Here is a 19,322-nt window from a genome sequence, read left to right as displayed (position 1 = left end):
GATGTATGGAATTTCCACAGTAAACCGTGTTGCAATTGGAGATATTATTCGAAGAAGTGCAAGCCGTTACCCTGAAAAGACAGCATTTATTCAAGGAGACCAAAAATGGAATTTTTCGGAAGTGGATCGGTTATGCAATCAATTTGCGAACTACTTACTGGAGAGCGGGCTAACTAAAGGGGATAAGATCGCGACCATTTGCGGAAACTCGATGGAATTCATCATCACCATGTTTGGAATTGCGAAAGCTGGGCTTATATGGGTTCCGATAAATCCGGGGATTTCTTTTGATGAAAAGAAATACATTTTGGAAAAAGTGAAAGCTAAGCTTCTAATCGGAGATGAAGTGTTATTGAAGAACCAGCTGGAGTATTATAAAAGTCAGGTTCAAACCCTTCAATTAGACGGCCGTGTCAGCGAATTCTTCTCTTTGTTCGAGGATTTTTCAGAAAAGGAACCAAGTGTGGAGATACAGGACCGGGATGTGGCGCAGATTATGTTCACAAGCGGCACGACCGGAAACCCAAAAGGGGTAATGATCAGCCATTTAACTGTCTATATGGCAAGTCTCGCAAACATAATTGAAATGGGATTAAAGCCTAGTGACGTAACCACAGCACTGATGCCATTATTTCATTGCGCCCAGCATACCTTCGTCACATCCTTTTTAAATATTGGAGCGACAAGCATCATTTTCAAAGGCTTTGATCCGGAAGGGTTAATGAAAACAATTGAACAAGAAAAAATCACATGGATGTTTATGCTTCCAATGATGTACCGCGCCATTTTGCATCACCCTAATAGGGGGAAATACGACCTTACTTCATTGAACACATGCATGTACGCCATGGCTCCGATGGACCGCCCAACATTGGAAAAACTAATCAAAGAGTTCGATGCCGATTTTGCATTAGGTACCGGACAAACAGAAATATACCCATCTACACTGATGTTTAAGCCGGAGGAACAGCTTCGCCGCTTTGGATCTTATTGGGGTGTGTCAAGCCTCATAAACGATACCGCTGTTATGGATGAAGAAGGAAACATCTTGCCAGCAGGTCAAATAGGGGAAATCGTCCACAGAGGTCCAAACGTTATGAATGGGTATTTGGATAGTAAGGAAGAAACCGATGCGAGCAGGCAATTCGACTGGCATCATACAGGTGATCTTGGATATTGGGATAAAGACGGCCAAATGGTCTTTGTGGACAGGAAAAAGGATCTGATCAAAACGGGTGGGGAAAACGTTGCTTCTATCAAGGTAGAACAGGTACTGTTAATGCATGAAAAAGTGGCAAATGCAGTGGCGATTGGTTTGCCGCATGAACATTGGGTAGAAGCGGTAACAGCCTTTATTGTTCCAAAGGAAAACGAAACTCTTTCCGAAAAAGAAATTGCTGATCATTGCAGGCAGCACTTAGGCAATTTTCAGGTACCAAAAGCGTTTGTCTTTGTTGAAAGCCTGCCAATGACTACAACCGGAAAAATCCAAAAACATGTACTGCGGACAAAACATAAAGATCTCTATGCTGAAGTTCAATCCTAAAATCTGAACTGCCGGGGAAGGTTACTGCTAACACATATGAGATACTAGCCAGTTATTGTAAAATAACTGGTCAGACTGCAGGCAAACTTGATTTCATCGAGTTTGCCTGCAGTTATTTTTTTATTTGGCCTGTGAAGGGGTTCTGTTGATTTCCGTTCCAGGCGCTTCACTTTCCGCGGGGGGTGCGGTGCCTCCTCACCGCATGCTCCTGCGGGGTCTCACCTGTCGCGTTGCTCCCGCAGGACGTTGAATAAGCATCCTCGAATAAACACCGCACGAAGGAAATGCGGATGCATTTTCGAGGATCTTGCGCCTTCCACCCCAATAAACAGGCTTTTAAACGTTTACTATGGAACGTTCCTAATATTTTAAAATTGATACATAAATGATTGAGTGAGATGATTTAAGTAAACTTACATGTGGCAGTATATTGGACTTGAATATGTAGGATATTTATAATGAATAAGCATGGAGATAAACATTACAAACTAGAAAGGGATTTATTTGATGACTACAAATTCTAATATTAATATAGGCGGGCTTGAATTCAAATGGGACTTGGAAAAAGGACAATTTTTATTTGAAGGACAGGATGCGGTTCTCTTCTGGATTTCTAGTGCAATGAAAACTTTCTTCGATACGATTGAGGAAATTTCAGGGGAAGAAGCCTCGAACCTGGTTTTTGAGGCAACAGGATTTCGCCAAGGCCTTGTGGTAGGGGAATACTTTGAGAAAATGAAGGATGTAAGTGTTTCTGAAGCAGCAGAATTAATTACTAATACATATGCTTCCGCTGGATGGGGCCGGACGGTTATTGAAAATTTAAACTTTGAAACAAAAACACTCACTGCCCATTTAAAAGATAGTTGGGAGCATAAAATTAACGTAGCACAAGGAAAGCAAAAGGGAGGAAATTTTCTCCCAGCCCATTATGCAGGAATATTTACAGGACTATTTGGCACAAATATTTGGTACAAAGTAGTTCAATATCAACTAGAGGGGCATGAGCACAGTGTAATTGAGTATTTCCCCTCTGATGTTACTGTTTCAAATAACATTCATCAGTTAGCCAGAAAAAAGGAATCGGATCACATTCATCATTTAGAAGCTCTTGTAGAAGATAAAACAAGAATATTAACTGAACTTGTGAAGAAACTCTCTTCACCAATCATTCCTGTTCTTGAAGGAGTTGTAGTAGTCCCGCTAATTGGGAAATACGACGAAGAACGTTCGGAAGAGCTCGTTGTCAAGACATTAAAGAATCTGCCAACATATAAGGCGAACTATCTTATTCTGGACCTAACTGGTCTTGATAAAGATATTAGTTCTCACACTGCAAGTCTCATTGAAAAAACCGGTTCTGCTGCTTCCCTAATTGGAACGAAAACTATTCTTGTTGGTATTTCAGCTGAATTAAGCATTCTTATTTCTCAATCAGCTATAAACTTATCCAAGTATGATTGTTTTCAGTCCTTACAGCATGGAATTCATTATGCATTAGGACAAATGGGACGAACAATAATTTAAATTAGCAGGCGAAAGAGAAGAGTCGCATGGTGTTAAATCCTCCCCCGGTTTGAAATAATTCTGTTACATATTACGAACTTTCGACGCATGGCTCTTTTTCCTCGTTAAGCTACCGGGAAGGCTGAAAAAATCTTTCCTTCAACTCATATAAATATGCAAATCTGTATAGTTAGATACCCTCTATTGGAGCTGTTTTCAGCTCCTTTTATTTGTTGTGTGAAAATTAATGAACAGCGGTTGGAGAATATTTGTTTCGGTTTGTTTTACAACATTCATTTTACCTTTATTACAACCAAGCATCTTGTAGTAATGCAAAAATGAATTATTTTATGAGATTGTAAATACTTAAATGAAAGGGTGCGTTAGCAAAACAACATTACAAATCTTTTGTTGCAGCGAATAAGGTCATTTGTCCAAAAAAAGGATAGGTGGAGCAAATTTTATTATGCTCATCTATCCTTTTTAATTTCCCCATTAGACATATTAAATGGATAAATAGATTACAAAGTTAGCTTTTTAACGGATTGGCAGAAGATATTTCAACAAAGCATTTATTTATTGAAACTATTTAATTAATAATGGGCAGATTTAAAAATCTTTCGATATATTAAGTTGTTATCATGTGTAGCTACTTTTCCATAAAAATATATTAATGTATCAAATTTCTATTTTTTTGATTAATTTCGACAAAAACAACTAAAATTTTTTGGTTATAGGGTTCTATCTTTAATAGTAATTTTTTGCGTATTTGGTAAATGGCGAAAAAGAATAGTATTAGAATGCTACAAACTATTTCACCATATTCCTGTTTTGAATATCTTACGGCTTGAATACATTTAAGGAACGGAGTTTATAATGGTTTATTTGTTTTTTCTAAATGATCCTAAATGAACAAGATCAAGTAAATATGGGGGGAATCTCTAATGAAAGCTCTCGTTTATCACAAATATGGTCCGCCTGATGTTCTTACATTAAAAGAGGTGGAGAAACCTGTTGCTAAGGATAATCAAGTACTGGTGAGAGTACATGCAGCATCACTGAATTATGGTAATCTGGTGCTTTTGAAAGGAGAACCGTTCTTAGCCCGTTTTGCTTTCGGACTTCTAAAACCAAAATACACCATCCCTGGAGGTGACATAGCTGGTATAGTAGAGGCAGTTGGCAAAGAGGTTACTCAGTTCCAGCCCGGAGATGAGGTATTCGGAGATCTATCCGGCAGCGGGTGGGGCGGTTTCGCCGAATATGTTTCTGTTCCGGAAAATGCATTAGCAATAAAACCAGCCAATATTTCGCTAGAGGAAGCTGCTGCGGTACCTATGGCTGCTGTAACCGCCCTGCAGGGACTGCGGAATAAAGGAAAAATTCAACCCGGGCAAAAGGTTTTGGTTTACGGCTCCTCTGGCGGTGTTGGGACCTTTGCTGTACAGATTGCCAAATCGTTCGGGGCTGAGGTAACAGGTGTTTGCAGTACAAGAAATGTAGACATAGTGCAATCAATTGGCGCAGACTTTTACATCGACTATACCAAAGAAGATTTTACCAAGAAAACTCAGAGTTATGACCTGATTCTCGCAGTGAACGGTCATCAGCCAATTTCAGTTTATAAGCGTGCATTAAATCCCAATGGAATTTTTGTTCATATCGGAGGATCCGAGTCTCAAATGTTCCAGGCAATGGTCCTTGGGCCTTGGTATTCCATGACTGGGAGCAAGAAAATGGGCAACATGCTGCAAAGGGCAAACCAAGAAGATCTAATTTATATAAAGGAACTTATTGAAGCTGGCAAAGTAAAACCTGTTATTGATCGAAGCTATAAATTAAGTGAAGTTCCTGAAGCATTCCAATATTTTGCAGAAGGGCACGCTCAAGGAAAAGTGGTCATTACAATTTGAAGCACAGTTTTTAGTAGAATTCCCTGTTATGAAATCTCAAATGAATAATGAGGCATGACTTTATAGACTATTCTGCCTATAATGTGTAATAGCATGCCTTCAAAGTCCTTCGTCCTCAAGGTATTCCAAATTCTATGTGGAAGAAACAGACATATCTGCTGAAGATGGAACGGAAGCTGGTTATGGTGAGTATTAGGCATTTCTAAAGCCAAAAATAAGCTAACTCTGCCCTGAGGCATAGCCGGGGGAAGAGTGGCTTCTTTTTTATATTTCAGCAGAAACAGGTTATATTCTTTATTCCTTCAGGGTTCTACTGAACTTTTATTTTGAATAACATGCTGCCAGGCCCTTTCATTTTGGTATTATTCCATTCCAGGATAATCAAATTCTCAGGATAGATAGTTGGCTTTGGTCATTCCTAACTTTTACCGGGTATATTTTTGTCCTTGTGAACTTAACCGCCGGACTAAGCAAGAATAGTCAATCCTATAAGTCCAAGCAGTTAAAGGCAAGTGTCTTGATTCAATGAGCAACTTTTTGCCAATAACGTGTTACGATTAGGTTCGGACAAATGAATATCAATCGGGGGAGTGAGACGGACTATTTTTATTCAAACTGAGAAAAGAAGTTAATTTGCTGTACAATATCAATATTGAAAACACAAAAAGATTTTTTGCTTTATTCATTCTCCTGGGATGAATGAGTAAACGATAAGCCCATTCTAAATGTGCTTTTCTTAAAGAAAGGGGGGCTCGTTTGACCTGTCCTGACAATATATCAAAACTGCCGCCAATCCCGATGAATAAACCTTTATCGAAAAACGGAAAATTCTCATATATCCATTGTTCCTGCATGGGTGAACCCAGTGCTACAAAAACGATATCCGGTTCTGCTGCTTTAATTTTCTTAAGTATTTTTTCTGAATCCTGAAAGTAGCCATGGTGATAGCCGCAAATTAATAAATTTGGGTAACTCTGTTTGAGGTTAGACACTGCGTTTTCCAGAGATTCTGGCTTTGAGCCCAGCATATAAACCTTAAACTGTTTATCACTGGCTTTATTTATTAGCTGCTGCATAATATCAATTCCTGGGATATGCGCAGGAGAAGGAGTGTGCAATAGTTTTGAGGCCCAAACTACGCCAATTCCGTCTGCCACAATATCATTTGCAGAAAGAAGAGCTGAGCGATAACGATCATTTCTGTATGCATTCATAAGAATTTCGGGGTTGGCTGTCACAATGAAATGCTTTTCTTTGTTTGCTATTTTACCAATTGCATCAGCTAATAGAGTTTCAAAATCTTTTTGATAAAAAGGATACTCATTAAAAAAACTCGATTTCACCGCTCTCCCCCCCTTTTTTCTTAACTGTTATCGCTGAACTATAGTTTACATTAATTTCAAAGGAGAGTAATAGTAGATAAATTATTGTAAAAAAGTAATTTCCAATTTCTTTATTAAATTGTTAACGCTTTAATTGCTGGTATATTAACAAATTCGAGTACTATCCTTTAATCTCAAAAGTGGAAATACACCCTAAAATTACTAGTTTAAATCTTTGGCTTAATGAACCGGATGTCCACTTGTATCACACCCGAATTTATATCCCCCTACTTTTCTTAAAAACCCTGACGCTCTTTCATTTAGCAATTTTATCCGTAATATCCAATAAAATATTAATATATCAATATATTATTTAAACATGTTTAATGGTAAGATAATCAAAGGTTTTTTTCCAATTGCTAATGGGTTTTGTTGTACAGCTTGGTAATGGGTAAGTGGAAAAAGGATCTATTAAATATAAGGGGAAGATATGTAGATGGATAGGATCCGCCATTATTGGATTGCTTCGAGGAATTATATATTTTTTATTTCATTTATTGTTGCTGTCATCTTGTTATGTGTTTATCTTCAGGAGGATTTTTATAAACCAGCCTTCTTGACTGTCCAGATCGGATTATTGTTCTTTTGGGGCTACTGGTTCTTTATCAGTATGTTTGGTTTTGGCAAGCCAAAAGAACAACCATCACACGATCCTAAGAAACGTTTTCTAATTCTGATACCAGCTCATAATGAAGAGGCTGTAATTGGAAGTCTAGTGCAAAATCTTCAACAGCAGGATTATCCAAAGGAATTATTTGATATTACAGTTATTGCTGATAATTCCAATGACGGTACAGCTGCGATCAGCCGGAAGCTTGGGGCGAATGTAATAGAACATACGAGCTTGCCTGGAGAGAAAAAAGGAAAGCCTTATGGTATTAAATATGCACTAGAATATATTGGGGAACGTCTAAGTAGAGACTACGATGCAATTGCGTTCTTTGATGCCGATAACCTCGTTTCTACCAATTATTTGAAAGAAATGAATAATCACTTGATGAACGGAGACCGTCTAATTCAGTGTTATTTGGATTCGAAAAACCCTGACGACAACTGGGTAACTTTGTCCTATGCAACAAGCTATTATTATATGAACCGCTCTTGGCAGTTAGCTAAATCGAAATTAAATCTTGGTAACGCGATTGGTGGAACTGGTTTCTGTGTAGATACTCAATTAATGGAAGAGATCGGATGGACTGCCCGCTCTCTTACAGAGGATTTAGAATTCACTATGCAATGTCTGCTGAAAGAAGTGCCGGCAAAATGGTCCCACAAAGCAAGAGTGTATGATGAAAAACCTGAAAGCTTTATGGTTTCCTGCGTACAGCGCTTGAGATGGGCCCGCGGACACTGGGATGTCTGCTTTAAGTATGGACTTCCGCTGCTTTGGAAATCAATTAAGAATTTGGACATCAGAGCTTTTGATGGATTTATGTATTTAGTTAACCCTGGGAAAATCGTTTTAGGAACAATCACAGGAATCATATTAGTTACTTGCTATCTTACAGATGCGGACTGGGCAGAATCTATCTTGCCTATTTGGATATGGGCAGCGTTCTTCCTGTTTAACCTTTGGTATATAGGGTTTACGATCGGAAAAGATGCCAAGAAAAAATTCGGAAAAGTTAAAGCAATTATAAGCCTGTTTATTATGAACTATTCATACGTTCCATTATTTATCTGGGCATTCATCACATCCGAAAACAAAACATGGATACGTACTGACCATAAGAGAAATGTAGCCTTTGACGAAGTTGCAGTGAATTTGGACGAGAAATAACTTCTATAAAAACGGTAAAAGATAGGCTGCCTCTCACAAAGAGGCAGCCTATCTGCATGCTATTACTGGTCGTGTTGAACAATGACCCTTGCCCCATTTGGACTCTCATTTTGCTTGTAGTCTTTAAACCACCATAATTCGGGAGTGTCCTTTAGCTTATTTACGCGGAGTGTGAATGAAGAAGCAACTGGCTGTTTTAAGGTGATTTTCACGCGATTTCCATCCACAAGCACTTCTTGTAAAGGCAGAGCAACAGCTCTTCCTTTTTTCTCTATAAAAAAGGTATTAGAAATAGAAGTTGATTTTGGATCAATTCTTTTATTGAACGAGATAGTAATCTTGGCACTTGACTTATCCAAAACAGCTTTTAATGGTACTGGTTTTTCCGAATACATATAGCCGCCTAAATGATATTCATAAGCAGTCCATGTGTTATATCCCAATTTAATTGACTGATTTGAAAACTGGTTCAGCCAGTTTTTGCTGCGGACCATTAACGGGAGCGAACCAATATCAGTCTGGATCCCAATTGGCAAGGAGGGAAACTTCTTTTTTAGTTCATTGTAAAAGGATTGGTAATGAGTAATGTATCCAGGTGCAAGTGATAATTTCATCCAGTCCGGCCAATGAGTCTGAAAAAAGTGAATATCGGGCTTCACTTGTGCGACCATTGAAGGGGCATACAAACCCTGATACTCCTTTAGCAGCTTATTGGAATCTTTGCCTGCATCTATTGCAAGACTCCAGGTTGCGACTAAAATGTCTGGTCTCGATTCTCTGATTCCCCCGGTTCCGTTTATTACTTCATCAAGAAAATCATTTACAGCTTTTACACGAAAGTTAACCCATTTACTGTACAAAGTTTTATTTGAAAGGTAGTAGTTTTTTGATTTTTCATTAGTAAAGTCAGGAATCTCCCTGCCATAAGCTGCTTTAAAAGCTTGCTTGGCTAAAGGTCCTACATCTCCATATACACCTCGGCTAATGCCATTCCACTCTGGGAAATATGGTTCAGCGATTTCAATTCCATCAAAAGGATGTTCTTTTACCAGATTAGCTACGGTTTCCTTTTTCCAGCTTACATATTCTTCACTGAACAAAGAAAACCTGATATAACCATCGTTAACCGGCTTTAATAATTCCATTTGCCACTTTGGCCATTCCGGCGGAAATCTCTCCGTCGAATAGGTCCCATTTCCTAGAACCAGTCCCCATACTGCTATGCCTCTGTTTTGGAGAGCAGTGATCAATTGCGGGTTTACATTATTCTCGTTGGTAATAAAATAATGAACCGACTTATATCCGGCCAATTCGAGTTCATCTGCGATACTTTCAGCAGATCTTCCCTGATAATATGGGAAACTAGGATCTATCTGAATAGACTTGCCTTTTATAGCATTTTCCTTTCGATTATTCATGTCACTCTCCGCTCTTTCTGATGGCCTATTACTATCAGCATTTACTATAATGCTGCCAAACATTACATAAATCGATAAGAAACTAAAGAGAATGGTCATGATGCGGGCTGCTTTTGTCATATGAGGCGCCTCCATGTTCTTATTCACTATAATAAAATAAGTGGTGTATTCATTGTGCATCTATAACATTACTATCGGACTATGGTGAACGATTTTTAATAGTCAGCTAAGACCACTGGACTATCTGGGATGGTTTTATTGCCAAACCGCGCCTATATATAGATCTTTTTGCATTGCATTTCCTAACATTTTCGCCAAATCTAGCCCCATCTGAATTTAATGTATACAATCGCTTTAACAGAATATGCCTAAACAAATTCACATAACTCCTCTAGTTTATCTTTAAGGATTCTAAATAAGGACAAGGTTTCGATAATGTCTTATCGGGGTTAAGGAGCAAAATTCATCCGAATAACCGCTCAGCATTCATGCTTTGAGACTCTTTTGCTTAATATGGGTTTAGATTAGATTATTTGGCTAGGCTGAAGAAAACATCTAATGTCACTTATAAGTTCTGCTTATTTATAGCCTTAGTTCTGGAGGAGTACAGAGTGTAGCCGTACATGTGGGCACAAGCTGACTATGCTGCTGAAGAAAAATCTTTTCATTCTCACGGATAAATTAAGGTAAGCTGCTTAGTGTAAAACACAAACTTGTCCACATGCTTTTACATAGAATGAAGCAAGGGGTGATTTTATAATGGTAAAGATTATTATTGACCCTGGGCACGGTGGAAAAGATCCCGGGGCAGTAAGAAATGGGCTTCAGGAAAAGAATCTGGTGTTAAGAATTTCGAAATATATGGAAGAGTATTTGAGAGCTAACTATACCGGGTTTCAGCTTGCTTTAACGCGTTCAACTGACGTATTTATTGAGCTTTCTAAAAGGGCTGATATTGCTAATAAGCTTAATGCCGATGTCTTTATCAGCAATCATGTAAACGCTGGCGGCGGCACCGGCTATGAGTCCTTTATTTACACTACACCTAGTGCTAAAACGGCATCTCTTCAGGGATATGTTAATTCGGAGGCTATGAAGATAGCCGGAAAGTTTGGTTTAGGTGCCCATGGAGATATTAATAAGCGTGGTAATTTGGCTGTGTTAAGAGAAACTAACATGCCTGCCGTACTAACTGAAATTGGCTTCATCGATTCTAAAGATGCGGCTTTACTCAAAAATGAACAATTTCTTAAGGAGATGGCTGAGGCGTATGCCAGAGGAATCGCTAAATTTCTAGAACTTCCCGCAAAAAAGGCTTCTCCCGTCCAGGGTAAGAAGTATCGGTTATATACCGGTACATTTGCATCTAAGGCCGATGCAGAAGCAGCAGCTGCTAAGATTAAGAAAGATTATGGCTATATCACTTATATTAGAGAGGAATAATGAAACCCTTCTTAACCCTAATACTGAAATGGTGAAGAGAAATAGACGGAGCTCTTCTTTTGTGAGAAGGGCTTTTAAAGTTGCCTATATATGCACACCTAGTATACCCGGGCCCAGATATACTAGGTTAAAGTGGCAGAGTTGCATGTCACACAGCTGAAAGAGGATTTGCTATCATAAACTCATTGTAGCCATGGCTCAGAATCCTCAATTTTCAAATCCCGTTAAAATATAGATAAAATTTTCCCTGAACACCCGGAACCTGGCATAATATGGTAAGTTATTACTCACATTCAAAAGTGAAAAATAAGGGGGAATGATTAAATTAAGAAAATGGATTTTTAGGACAGTCACTTATTTTTTTGCAGTTTGGTTTTTTATTGGGATCTCCCAGGCTGAAGCAAAAAGTTCCTTTTCAGATTGGGCGGGTGAATTCTGGGCGTTAAATGAGATTAGCTTTTTATCAGATAAGGAAATCATAAAGGGATATCCGGATGGCACCTTTAAACCTTTCACTGTAATTCCAAATTTTAAAAAATTATCGATAATCAACGCATAATGGAAAAAGCCCTTCTCGATTGAGATGGGCATTGGAATACAGTATTTTTAATGTTTTGTAAAGCGCTTTTTCCATGCCTTATTCATAATCATAAATATTGAGGAAATTGCCGCAAATACTAAGAAAAACACAATGTATCCCCATAATCCTATCACAGCGTCTTGAAACTCCATGTTTCCCCGGTTTGTTATTGCTTGCTGAATTTCTATGGCAAAAACTAATACAACCATAAATGTCAGGGTATATAAAAAAGACAGAATTGTGATACCAAAGGGAAGTTTAGAAACCATCTTAGATACAATCAGAACAAATAAAAAAACTATAATTCCTAAGATGCCCATTAACCAAAAATGTAAATCTTTATCGTCTAAGTTTAGATTTAAAGAATGTAAAACAAAATATTGGATAAAATCATGAAGGTTATTTACAATATCTGCTAACACTTGGATGATTTCTTTCAAGTTTATCAACCCCCTTAGACTTTATCATTCAAACTAAATGAGTAACTAGTAAGTGGATTATGAAAGAGGCGCTTACTTACAGTATATGCCTCGCCAAAAGCAGGGATTCTTTGCAATTTTTGCTTTTATTTAGCTGCTGAACCTTAATTCTATGGAAAAGATGATTTCAAGGCGTCAGGTTTAATAATATGGCTACTTTTTAATACAGTTATTTTTCCCGTCATAATTTTTTCAAAACTGCCAATTACCTTCAAAGAAAAAGAAGCACTTTACAGTTGAGAGGGTTTACTTAAACTCAGCTTGTAGAATAAAATCTTCTTTAATGCTGCCTTTATACGTATTTCCAATATTGTTAAAGTGATATACCTCTATATGGTCTTTTGTAAATGTTGTTTCATCAGTTAAACCTAATTGGCTAATTACCTTATTTCTCTCGTTAAGACTCAAAGATTTATCTGCTGTACCAACTATCATCTTAGAAATGTTTTAGAGCAAAAGAAGGACGATTTGAAGCAGAATTTGCTTAACATGAATTATTTTAAAACTCCAGATGGTAAGCAGCTATATGAGTTGAGCCTATCTGAGTAAGAACAAATTTATGCTAATGAAAATCAGAAAAGAAGGTAGGGGAGAATACTCTTAAGAATGACGGAAGGTAGATTGATATTTAAAGATGCAAGCATCAAGTTTTTGACTTAATTTTATTGTTTTTAAACTTTGGAGACCCTCATTCATTCCAGTCTGAATTAGTTCAGAGCGAAGAATTTGAATTCTCTTTAATATTTCGTCTTTTGTAGTGCAAGTACACTGGATTGCATTCATGAAAGTAACCTCCGTTTAGGCATATAGTAACAACAGTTTTTAATTTAACACTTTAATGCAAAGAGGAAAAGATTTACTTTTAGTCAATATTCGTAGAGTTTCGACAGTCATTTAGAGGCAGGAGGAATTTAATTAAACGGAAGGAGTAACGAAAATAAAAAATCCCCTGGGCTTTTCCGAAGCTCAAGGGAAAAATCGGGTATCTATCTTTCTAATTTCAGGATATACCATTTGTTGGGAAAGTAAATTACTGGATGGACTTGTTCACTGAATTGTCAGAAACGAAAAAACAGATAACTAGTTAAATAGCAGGGGACACTGCACTTAACCACTTATCTGTCTAATGTGGAATTCCAACCACTGTTTAATCCTATACCTTTATTTGTAAGTAAGATAGAGGAATGGGTGTTCTTAAAGCAAATAGGCTGTTCTACATTTGACAAATAAAGCGACATTAAATTTTTTTGACAACAAAAAACCGACTTAATTGTCGGCGACTGAAAAATTAATGGTGATTCATTGAAATATAAAATCCAAACAGCGTGATTTTGTTCATCAGCAGATGCTTGAGTAAATGCGTCTTTAATCAAATGATTATTTTACTTCTTGCTATTTCGTGATAGAAATCTACTGTCTCTTGTTCATCTATGAAAGCTGCTAGAACACCTTGTCTGAAATCTGCTGGACATTGCGTTGTAATTTGTGGAGACGGTTGTTTCCCTGTTAATGACATATATATGTGCAATGGTTTGGTAGTGTCTAATCTCATCATTTCTTATTTCTAAAATACGATTTTTAATTTGTGGGTTAGGAGCTTGGTTTGCTAATTGCATAACAATAAATAGCTCGATATTCTCGGTTTATTACCTTATTAAGATTTGTAATTAGTTCTGTATTGGATAAAGTATTCCGTTAACGAGAAAAAAAATGCATCATGTCCTTTAAATATGATTTAGAAAAGCGACTTAGTTTATACCCATTTCGACCATAATGCTGCATTCAAATAAAAAGAATCAAGGCAGATGCTTAAACAAAATAGCCAATTATATTAATTAAGTTACTTCCGCCGATGGGGGTTCTGATTATTTATTTGTTTTTTTAGTTTTTCATGTTCAGTAGTTAAGTAATCGATTTGTTTCTGCATGTTATTATAATTGTCGTTATTACTATTCCCTTGAAGACCTTGTTGTGATTCTTCTAATGCAAGAATTGCTGCTATAGTGGAAATTCCATCGCCAAGTGTAGATAATGCTGCACCAATCACTGCAAGTACAGCGGATTGATTTTCCGGTTGGATGATTGGAATATTTTGTCCGTTGTTCTTTTTTTTCTTATACAAGCTTTTCTCCTCCAGTCACAATGCCTCTTCTAACATTTTATGTATTCAGTATTTTTTTTGTGAAAGAGACACATAAATTCACAATTCGAAACATAGCCCATTCAAAGGAGGAGTCATTGTGTTAGTAAAAGTTACAGATAAGGTTCACCCTGTTGTTTACATGATAAAAACACCAGTAGGAGAACGGAAAATCCTTTAAACTCAAATTGATGAGTCTCATTATGAGGCACAAGAACGTGCGGAAGTAGTACAAAAATTAGGAGCTAACATAGGTGACCGTGTGAGGATTCTTGAAACTGGATTCGGAGGATACAAAGAGGGATTTTCAAAAGATGTTCCCCATACAATCACACATATTACTTTTTCTGGAATCGTCTATTTCGATAATGGCAAAGCTGATATGTTCAGACCAAAAGTTAAGGTTGTATGTTAGTATTCATTTCACATTTCGAATATAACGCGATATTAAAAAAGCGGGTGACAAATTGCACGTTTACCCTTATAAGCAGATAGTTTTAGGAAAATTCACTAAATGGAATGTCAGCACAACTGTGGACGGAATGGTATTAGTCGAGAATGTTTTCAAATTGAGCGTGGTGTGGACGATTCAAGATTAATTGTTACTGCTGTTCAACTTCCAACTGGTGCAATTGAAACTATTACCAATACTGTATTTATCCCTGAGAAGATTGGTTATCTAATGAATGCATATGATGATCAGTTCAGATTGAAAGCTAATCAGTCAGTAAAGATCGTTGGATATATGATTGTGCAGGCAACTGATGTCTGAATATAAGATGCGATATCAAAAGCGTAAGTTCTATGACAGTGGTAATTGGAAGCAGCCTACCCTAAAGTATCATTAAGGAAGTCGAGGTGAGGGTAAATGAATAGGCACCAGCATTACGATAAGAACAAACGTGATCAATTCAGCTATTAAGAAACATTTCCTATAGTGATAACACGGAAGACAATATGGTAGTCATTATTAGTCCTGAAAAGAATAGGTAAGTAACCAGAGAATACTAGCACGTCATGACTAAAATAATAGCTCCTGATCTGAAGAGAAATGTTCACTTTATTACATGGGAAACACTGTTATCATCTGTCCTGGAGAAGCTTTATGGATCGATGAGTATAATAGATTATTAGAACATTAGTTAATGTTTAAGAAGAAATACATCTGTGATTAAAAAGTATTGCAAAACAAGTAGATTTGGCAGGTGCTGTGTATGAAAGTCTGGCTGCAAAAAGCAACCATTGAGGACGCGGATTCGATTTTTGATATTCAAGTAAAAGCATTTTGCCACTGCTGGAAAAATATAAGGATTACAATACAAACCCAGCGGTGGAAACTGTTGAAAGAGTAATAACAAGAATCAGCCGGTCTGATGGAGGGTTTTATAAAATTTTCGCTGGCGACACCCTTGCAGGGGCAATCTGCATTTATTGGAAAGAGGGCAAACAGTTCTGGATAAGCCCTATGTTTATTGATCCTGCTCATCAAGGGAAAGGGATAGCTCAACAGGCTATACATTTAATCGAAGAAATGTTTTCTGAGGCTGTTTCTTGGGAATTAGCTACTATTTTACAAGAAGAACGGAACTGCCAATTATATGAAAAGATGGATTATATCAAGACAGGAATCAGCAAAAAATTAAATGACAATGCAACCCTCATATATTACAAAAAGGGAAAATGATAGGTCCATTTCAAGCAGAAAGGACCCATCCTCCAGATTATCAACCAGGGGGATGAGTCCGATGTTTTTGCTGAGGCAGAGAAGAATAGGCTATTCGCCTTACACCTTATCCGAAAGCACTTTTTCTGCCGGTTTTCGATCCTTAATGTAAAAAGAAATCACCAGACTTAGCAGCGAAAGTACGGCAACGACAATAAAGGAAATTTGAGCACCATACATATCCGGATGAGCTATTTCCGGCCGCTGCTGTGCATTTTCAGTCGCTGTGGTCATCACCGTCACAAGGATGGCTGTACCAACAGAAGCAGCAATCATTTTCATAGTATTATCCATCGCCGCACCATGCGGGATGAGCCGTTTTGGCAGCTGGTTTAAGGCAGCTGTAGAAACTGGCATCATAACCATAGCTAGCCCGAACATCCGGATGCTGTACATCACCATAATGAAGGTAAAGGTTGTCGAGGGCCCTACCTTTATAAAGGCAAAGGATGAACCTGCGATAATGAGTAATCCCGTAATCACAAGCCATCTTGCCCCAATCCTGTCGAATATCCGCCCAATGAACGGCGACATGATTCCGGTAATCAATGCTCCCGGGAGGATAGCCAATCCAGCTTCAAATGCTGTAAAACCTCTCATGTTCTGCATGAACAATGGGATAAGCGTTTCTGCACCAATTAGCCCCATAAAAGTAATAGCTCCAATTATGATAGCAAGGGGGAAAATCGAATACGTAAATACCCGAAACTCAAGCATGGGGTGCTCCAGCCGCAGCTGTCTTGTAATAAATAAAATAAGTGCCGCGGTGCCGGCGCCTAGAGTTATAATCGTGCTCTGGTCTGTCCAGCCATAGTTTCCTGCAGCGGTAAATCCATAAAGCAACCCTCCGAACCCCACGGAAGACAAAGCAATCGAAAGCACATCCACCTTTGGGCGGGTTACTTCTGTAACATTTTTTAAAGCAAAAAAAGCAATAATGATATCAATAATGGCAATCGGCAGGATGATAAAAAATAACACTCTCCAGGAGTAATGTTCCGTTACCCATCCTGACAATGCTGGGCCGATCGCAGGTGCGAAAGATATGACAAGTCCGACCAGCCCCATAGCTGCTCCGCGTTTATGTACGGGGAAAATCATTAAAAAGACGGTTTGCATCAGCGGAAGCATTACGCCGGCCCCGCTGGATTGAATCATTCTCCCTAGCAGCAGCATCCCAAAATTAGGAGCAAGCCCCGCCACTAATGTACCGGCAGCGAAAACGCCCATAGCTGATAAAAAAAGCTGCCTTGTTGAAAAGCGTTCCAGTAAAAAGGCGCTGACAGGGATCATAATCCCATTTACCAGCATAAAAACGGTTGTCAGCCACTGTGCACTATTTGCCGTAATATGCATTTCCTCCATCACCGGAGGGATCGCAGTGATCATTAACGTTTGATTCAAGATCGCGATAAAAGTCCCTGCAAGCAGAAGGGCTACAATCGTTGACTGTTTATAATTCATTGAATCCAATATAGGTCCCCATTTCTGTTTAGGCGATAATCCAATAAACATCGAAAAATGTTAAGTTTGGTAAAAAAGATACTTTTGTAGATTACACGATTTTACAAAAGATAGCCACCTATATGCTGCAGAAAAATTCCAGAAAGCCGACACATGATTTTGTTTAAAGATTACAATAAAATTTACCAAACATTTCTCACTCGCAGAATCGGTATTTGGAAAAAATGGGCTGATACTTTTTGAGAAAACCCATATGCTTACATTAGAAAGAAAAGTTAATGGAAGGGAGTTATACTGTCATGCGTTTAATGAAACTCATGATTAAGCAGTTCCTGAATGAGCCATTTTGGTTTAAAATGCTAATCTCTGCAGCATTGCTACTTTCCATTCTTTTAAGCAGTTCATTTTTCTCGGATAATATTTATTTACAAAGTTTCTCCAAGTTGGCTGCAGCTATCTTTTTTACTGCTTATGGTATTAAAATGAGAAGGAGTTATTTACATTCTGCCATCTTTTTTACTTTAGCAGTCATCTGTATTGTTCTTTCCGTCCAAGCAATCTTATAATCCCGTATACTCTATTTGTAGTATTGATCGTGCAAGTAATTTCCGGAATTATATCGTACTTTTTATAAGAAATCACTCCCGAAGAAAAGAGTGATTTTTTTATATTTTATGGAAATTTGTGTTAACATAAACGTAAAAAGAGCTAAATGGGGAGGAAATAATTTGGATGGCGATGGATTAGTTTGGGTCATTATTTTCATGATGCTCTTTATAATCAATGCAGCAGCAATTTATTTATATAAAAATAATAAAATGCATTTTATATGGTCTGGTTTTATCATTTCAATTATTGGTCCTTTCCTTGCTTTTTTAGTCGGAGGTATGTTTGTGAAAATGTCCCATAATGCAGGCGGAACGGGAGAGGGAGGAGCATTAGCAGGGGCTTTTATAGGGTTAATTATAGTAGGAAACGGGATTCTGTACTTTTTCATTGGTTTAGCGTTAAAAGTCTCAAGCTTCATTAAAAAAAGAAAAGTTTAGTTTAAGTAATGAATGGCCTGGAGAAAACTCCAAGCCATTTTTTATTTTATTAGTACTGTTATCGTTATATATTGCATTTCACAAGTGCCGCTCCAATGTGCATTTTCGAAATTAGGGACTGCTTAGGATGTTAGAGGTGTACCATTGCAGCCTATTAGCGTATGAACAAAGTATGATTAACGCAGGTTATTTATAAGAAGAATCAATTCTCCAGGTACCGGTATAATGTAGATTTGCTTATGCCTGTTTCGTTTTTAATTTCAGCCAGGGTGTATTTTTTGCTTTGATACATAATGATAGCCTTTTGCACGTTTTCATCTGGCTTTCTGGGCCGGCCTGTTGCTATTCCTTTTTGTTTTGCTTCCGTTAATCCTTTTTTGGTTTTTTCACTGATTACATCACTTTGAAATTCCAGCAGGTGCCTGACTATATAATAGAATTGGGCGCCGGATTCATGGCTCGTATCAATCCCCTCTTTAAGAGATAGTACAAAAGCTCCTTTTGAATGTATTTCATCTAGCAGTTCGACCAGGTGGCGCGTAGAATCTGCCAGGGTAAACAATTTGGCCACGGCAACCTTATCTCCCTGATTTAAGCTGGTTAACATACCGTTTAGCTCTGTTCTTTTTTTAGCTGAGGAATGGTTCTCAGAAATAATTAAATCACAATTTATTTTAATTAAATTATTTAGCTGGTTTTTACAATCGAGGTCATTTTCGTACGGTCTCATATACCCAATTAACATACAGACTCTCCCTTACAGTTGATACCTTGTCTCTATGATAACATATCATTCACTTACCTTAATAAGTCTCAAAAGGGTTCCTTTTCGGGATAGCAAATGGTACACTATGCTTTGTTGAATTTCGATATTAACTGGTTACTAACAGTGAAAATAACAG

Annotated in this window: 18 protein-coding genes and 2 pseudogenes; 11 read left to right on the top strand and 9 right to left on the bottom strand. The window is 37.7% G+C overall.

Annotation, left to right across the window (positions count from 1 at the left end):
- Position 1 precedes the first annotated feature (1 nt).
- The 3 genes from CVD28_RS05915 (at position 2) to CVD28_RS05905 (ending at position 4,965) form a co-directional block, all read left to right on the top strand.
- Positions 2-1,546, top strand: a complete 1,545-nt coding sequence (locus CVD28_RS05915; protein ID WP_101591448.1) for an AMP-binding protein — start codon at positions 2-4, stop codon at positions 1,544-1,546.
- Between the two features lie 507 nt (positions 1,547-2,053).
- Positions 2,054-3,073 carry an STAS domain-containing protein gene (locus tag CVD28_RS05910; protein ID WP_101591447.1) on the top strand — a complete coding sequence of 340 codons (1,020 nt, stop codon included), beginning with the start codon at positions 2,054-2,056 and terminating at the stop codon, positions 3,071-3,073.
- Between the two features lie 923 nt (positions 3,074-3,996).
- Positions 3,997-4,965 (top strand): NAD(P)-dependent alcohol dehydrogenase, encoded by a 969-nt coding sequence (locus CVD28_RS05905; RefSeq protein WP_101591446.1) that lies wholly within the window; start codon positions 3,997-3,999, stop codon positions 4,963-4,965.
- A 578-nt stretch (positions 4,966-5,543) separates the two neighbouring features.
- On the opposite strand, the gene CVD28_RS05900 is transcribed toward CVD28_RS05905, so the two are convergent.
- Positions 5,544-6,308: a WecB/TagA/CpsF family glycosyltransferase gene (locus CVD28_RS05900; RefSeq protein WP_101591445.1), complete on the bottom strand. Its 765-nt coding sequence runs from the start codon at positions 6,306-6,308 to the stop codon at positions 5,544-5,546.
- Between the two features lie 475 nt (positions 6,309-6,783).
- On the opposite strand from CVD28_RS05900, the gene CVD28_RS05895 reads away from it, so the two are divergent.
- Complete coding sequence (locus CVD28_RS05895) at positions 6,784-8,127, top strand: glycosyltransferase family 2 protein (RefSeq protein ID WP_101591444.1); 1,344 nt, start codon at positions 6,784-6,786, stop codon at positions 8,125-8,127.
- Between the two features lie 62 nt (positions 8,128-8,189).
- Here CVD28_RS05895 and CVD28_RS05890 read toward each other — a convergent pair whose 3' ends face one another.
- The gene (locus CVD28_RS05890; protein WP_257985770.1) at positions 8,190-9,665 is read right to left on the bottom strand and encodes an N-acyl-D-glucosamine 2-epimerase; all 1,476 of its coding nucleotides are present in this window, start codon (positions 9,663-9,665) and stop codon (positions 8,190-8,192) included.
- A gap of 639 nt (positions 9,666-10,304) precedes the next feature.
- Between CVD28_RS05890 and CVD28_RS05885 the strand changes: the two genes are divergently transcribed.
- The gene (locus CVD28_RS05885) at positions 10,305-10,988 is read left to right on the top strand and encodes an N-acetylmuramoyl-L-alanine amidase family protein (RefSeq protein WP_101591443.1); all 684 of its coding nucleotides are present in this window, start codon (positions 10,305-10,307) and stop codon (positions 10,986-10,988) included.
- Positions 10,989-11,304: 316 nt separating this feature from the next.
- Positions 11,305-11,547, top strand: coding sequence for an S-layer homology domain-containing protein (locus CVD28_RS05880; protein WP_101591442.1), 243 nt, complete (start codon positions 11,305-11,307; stop codon positions 11,545-11,547).
- 47 nt (positions 11,548-11,594) lie between these two features.
- Here CVD28_RS05880 and CVD28_RS05875 read toward each other — a convergent pair whose 3' ends face one another.
- Complete coding sequence (locus CVD28_RS05875; RefSeq protein WP_101591441.1) at positions 11,595-12,008, bottom strand: hypothetical protein; 414 nt, start codon at positions 12,006-12,008, stop codon at positions 11,595-11,597.
- Between the two features lie 285 nt (positions 12,009-12,293).
- Complete coding sequence (locus CVD28_RS27915; protein WP_180954012.1) at positions 12,294-12,455, bottom strand: hypothetical protein; 162 nt, start codon at positions 12,453-12,455, stop codon at positions 12,294-12,296.
- Between CVD28_RS27915 and CVD28_RS29040 the strand changes: the two genes are divergently transcribed.
- Positions 12,420-12,596, top strand: a complete 177-nt coding sequence (locus CVD28_RS29040; protein ID WP_308315064.1) for a Fur-regulated basic protein FbpA — start codon at positions 12,420-12,422, stop codon at positions 12,594-12,596. The genes CVD28_RS27915 and CVD28_RS29040 overlap by 36 nt on opposite strands.
- Before the next feature lie 51 nt (positions 12,597-12,647).
- Here the strand turns inward: CVD28_RS29040 and CVD28_RS29205 are convergent, their stop codons facing one another.
- The 3 genes and pseudogenes from CVD28_RS29205 to CVD28_RS05855 all read right to left on the bottom strand — a co-directional run bounded on the left by CVD28_RS29205 (position 12,648) and on the right by CVD28_RS05855 (position 14,169).
- Positions 12,648-12,830, bottom strand: coding sequence for an aspartyl-phosphate phosphatase Spo0E family protein (locus CVD28_RS29205; protein ID WP_101591440.1), 183 nt, complete (start codon positions 12,828-12,830; stop codon positions 12,648-12,650).
- Positions 12,831-13,351: 521 nt separating this feature from the next.
- Positions 13,352-13,715, bottom strand: a pseudogene (locus CVD28_RS28450) (ferritin-like domain-containing protein); the annotation flags it as partial.
- Between the two features lie 172 nt (positions 13,716-13,887).
- Positions 13,888-14,169 (bottom strand): translation initiation factor 2, encoded by a 282-nt coding sequence (locus tag CVD28_RS05855; RefSeq protein ID WP_257985769.1) that lies wholly within the window; start codon positions 14,167-14,169, stop codon positions 13,888-13,890.
- Between the two features lie 598 nt (positions 14,170-14,767).
- On the opposite strand from CVD28_RS05855, the gene CVD28_RS05850 reads away from it, so the two are divergent.
- Together CVD28_RS05850 and CVD28_RS05845 are read left to right on the top strand one after the other, a co-directional pair.
- Positions 14,768-14,959 (top strand): hypothetical protein, encoded by a 192-nt coding sequence (locus CVD28_RS05850; RefSeq protein ID WP_257985768.1) that lies wholly within the window; start codon positions 14,768-14,770, stop codon positions 14,957-14,959.
- Positions 14,960-15,401: 442 nt separating this feature from the next.
- Positions 15,402-15,871: pseudogene (locus CVD28_RS05845) on the top strand (GNAT family N-acetyltransferase).
- A 99-nt stretch (positions 15,872-15,970) separates the two neighbouring features.
- On the opposite strand, the gene CVD28_RS05840 reads toward CVD28_RS05845, so the two are convergent.
- Positions 15,971-17,374: a DHA2 family efflux MFS transporter permease subunit gene (locus CVD28_RS05840; RefSeq protein WP_101591564.1), complete on the bottom strand. Its 1,404-nt coding sequence runs from the start codon at positions 17,372-17,374 to the stop codon at positions 15,971-15,973.
- A 299-nt stretch (positions 17,375-17,673) separates the two neighbouring features.
- Here CVD28_RS05840 and CVD28_RS05835 point away from each other — a divergent pair, with 299 nt between their 5' ends.
- Both CVD28_RS05835 and CVD28_RS05830 read left to right on the top strand, forming a co-directional pair.
- Positions 17,674-17,940 carry a hypothetical protein gene (locus CVD28_RS05835; RefSeq protein ID WP_101591439.1) on the top strand — a complete coding sequence of 89 codons (267 nt, stop codon included), beginning with the start codon at positions 17,674-17,676 and terminating at the stop codon, positions 17,938-17,940.
- A 162-nt stretch (positions 17,941-18,102) separates the two neighbouring features.
- Positions 18,103-18,420 (top strand): ABC transporter permease, encoded by a 318-nt coding sequence (locus CVD28_RS05830; RefSeq protein ID WP_101591438.1) that lies wholly within the window; start codon positions 18,103-18,105, stop codon positions 18,418-18,420.
- 202 nt (positions 18,421-18,622) lie between these two features.
- Here the strand turns inward: CVD28_RS05830 and CVD28_RS05825 are convergent, their stop codons facing one another.
- Complete coding sequence (locus CVD28_RS05825; protein ID WP_101591437.1) at positions 18,623-19,165, bottom strand: recombinase family protein; 543 nt, start codon at positions 19,163-19,165, stop codon at positions 18,623-18,625.
- Positions 19,166-19,322 lie beyond the last annotated feature (157 nt).

It is taken from the genome of Bacillus sp. M6-12 (assembly GCF_002860285.1).
Lineage (GTDB): Bacteria > Bacillota > Bacilli > Bacillales > DSM-1321 > Peribacillus.
This window is presented reverse-complemented; position numbering and strand designations above follow the sequence as displayed.

What these genes read in the sequence shown, in the direction of transcription:
- CVD28_RS05915 (WP_101591448.1), top strand. Translation starts at nt 2, where the DNA reads ATGTATGGAATTTCCACAGTAAACCGTGTTGCAATTGGAGATATTATT.
- CVD28_RS05910 (WP_101591447.1), top strand. Translation starts at nt 2,054, where the DNA reads ATGACTACAAATTCTAATATTAATATAGGCGGGCTTGAATTCAAATGG.
- CVD28_RS05905 (WP_101591446.1), top strand. Translation starts at nt 3,997, where the DNA reads ATGAAAGCTCTCGTTTATCACAAATATGGTCCGCCTGATGTTCTTACA.
- CVD28_RS05895 (WP_101591444.1), top strand. Translation starts at nt 6,784, where the DNA reads ATGGATAGGATCCGCCATTATTGGATTGCTTCGAGGAATTATATATTT.
- CVD28_RS05890 (WP_257985770.1), bottom strand. Translation starts at nt 9,665, where the DNA reads ATGACAAAAGCAGCCCGCATCATGACCATTCTCTTTAGTTTCTTATCG.
- CVD28_RS05885 (WP_101591443.1), top strand. Translation starts at nt 10,305, where the DNA reads ATGGTAAAGATTATTATTGACCCTGGGCACGGTGGAAAAGATCCCGGG.
- CVD28_RS05880 (WP_101591442.1), top strand. Translation starts at nt 11,305, where the DNA reads ATGATTAAATTAAGAAAATGGATTTTTAGGACAGTCACTTATTTTTTT.
- CVD28_RS29205 (WP_101591440.1), bottom strand. Translation starts at nt 12,830, where the DNA reads ATGAATGCAATCCAGTGTACTTGCACTACAAAAGACGAAATATTAAAG.
- CVD28_RS05840 (WP_101591564.1), bottom strand. Translation starts at nt 17,374, where the DNA reads ATGAATTATAAACAGTCAACGATTGTAGCCCTTCTGCTTGCAGGGACT.
- CVD28_RS05835 (WP_101591439.1), top strand. Translation starts at nt 17,674, where the DNA reads ATGCGTTTAATGAAACTCATGATTAAGCAGTTCCTGAATGAGCCATTT.
- CVD28_RS05825 (WP_101591437.1), bottom strand. Translation starts at nt 19,165, where the DNA reads ATGTTAATTGGGTATATGAGACCGTACGAAAATGACCTCGATTGTAAA.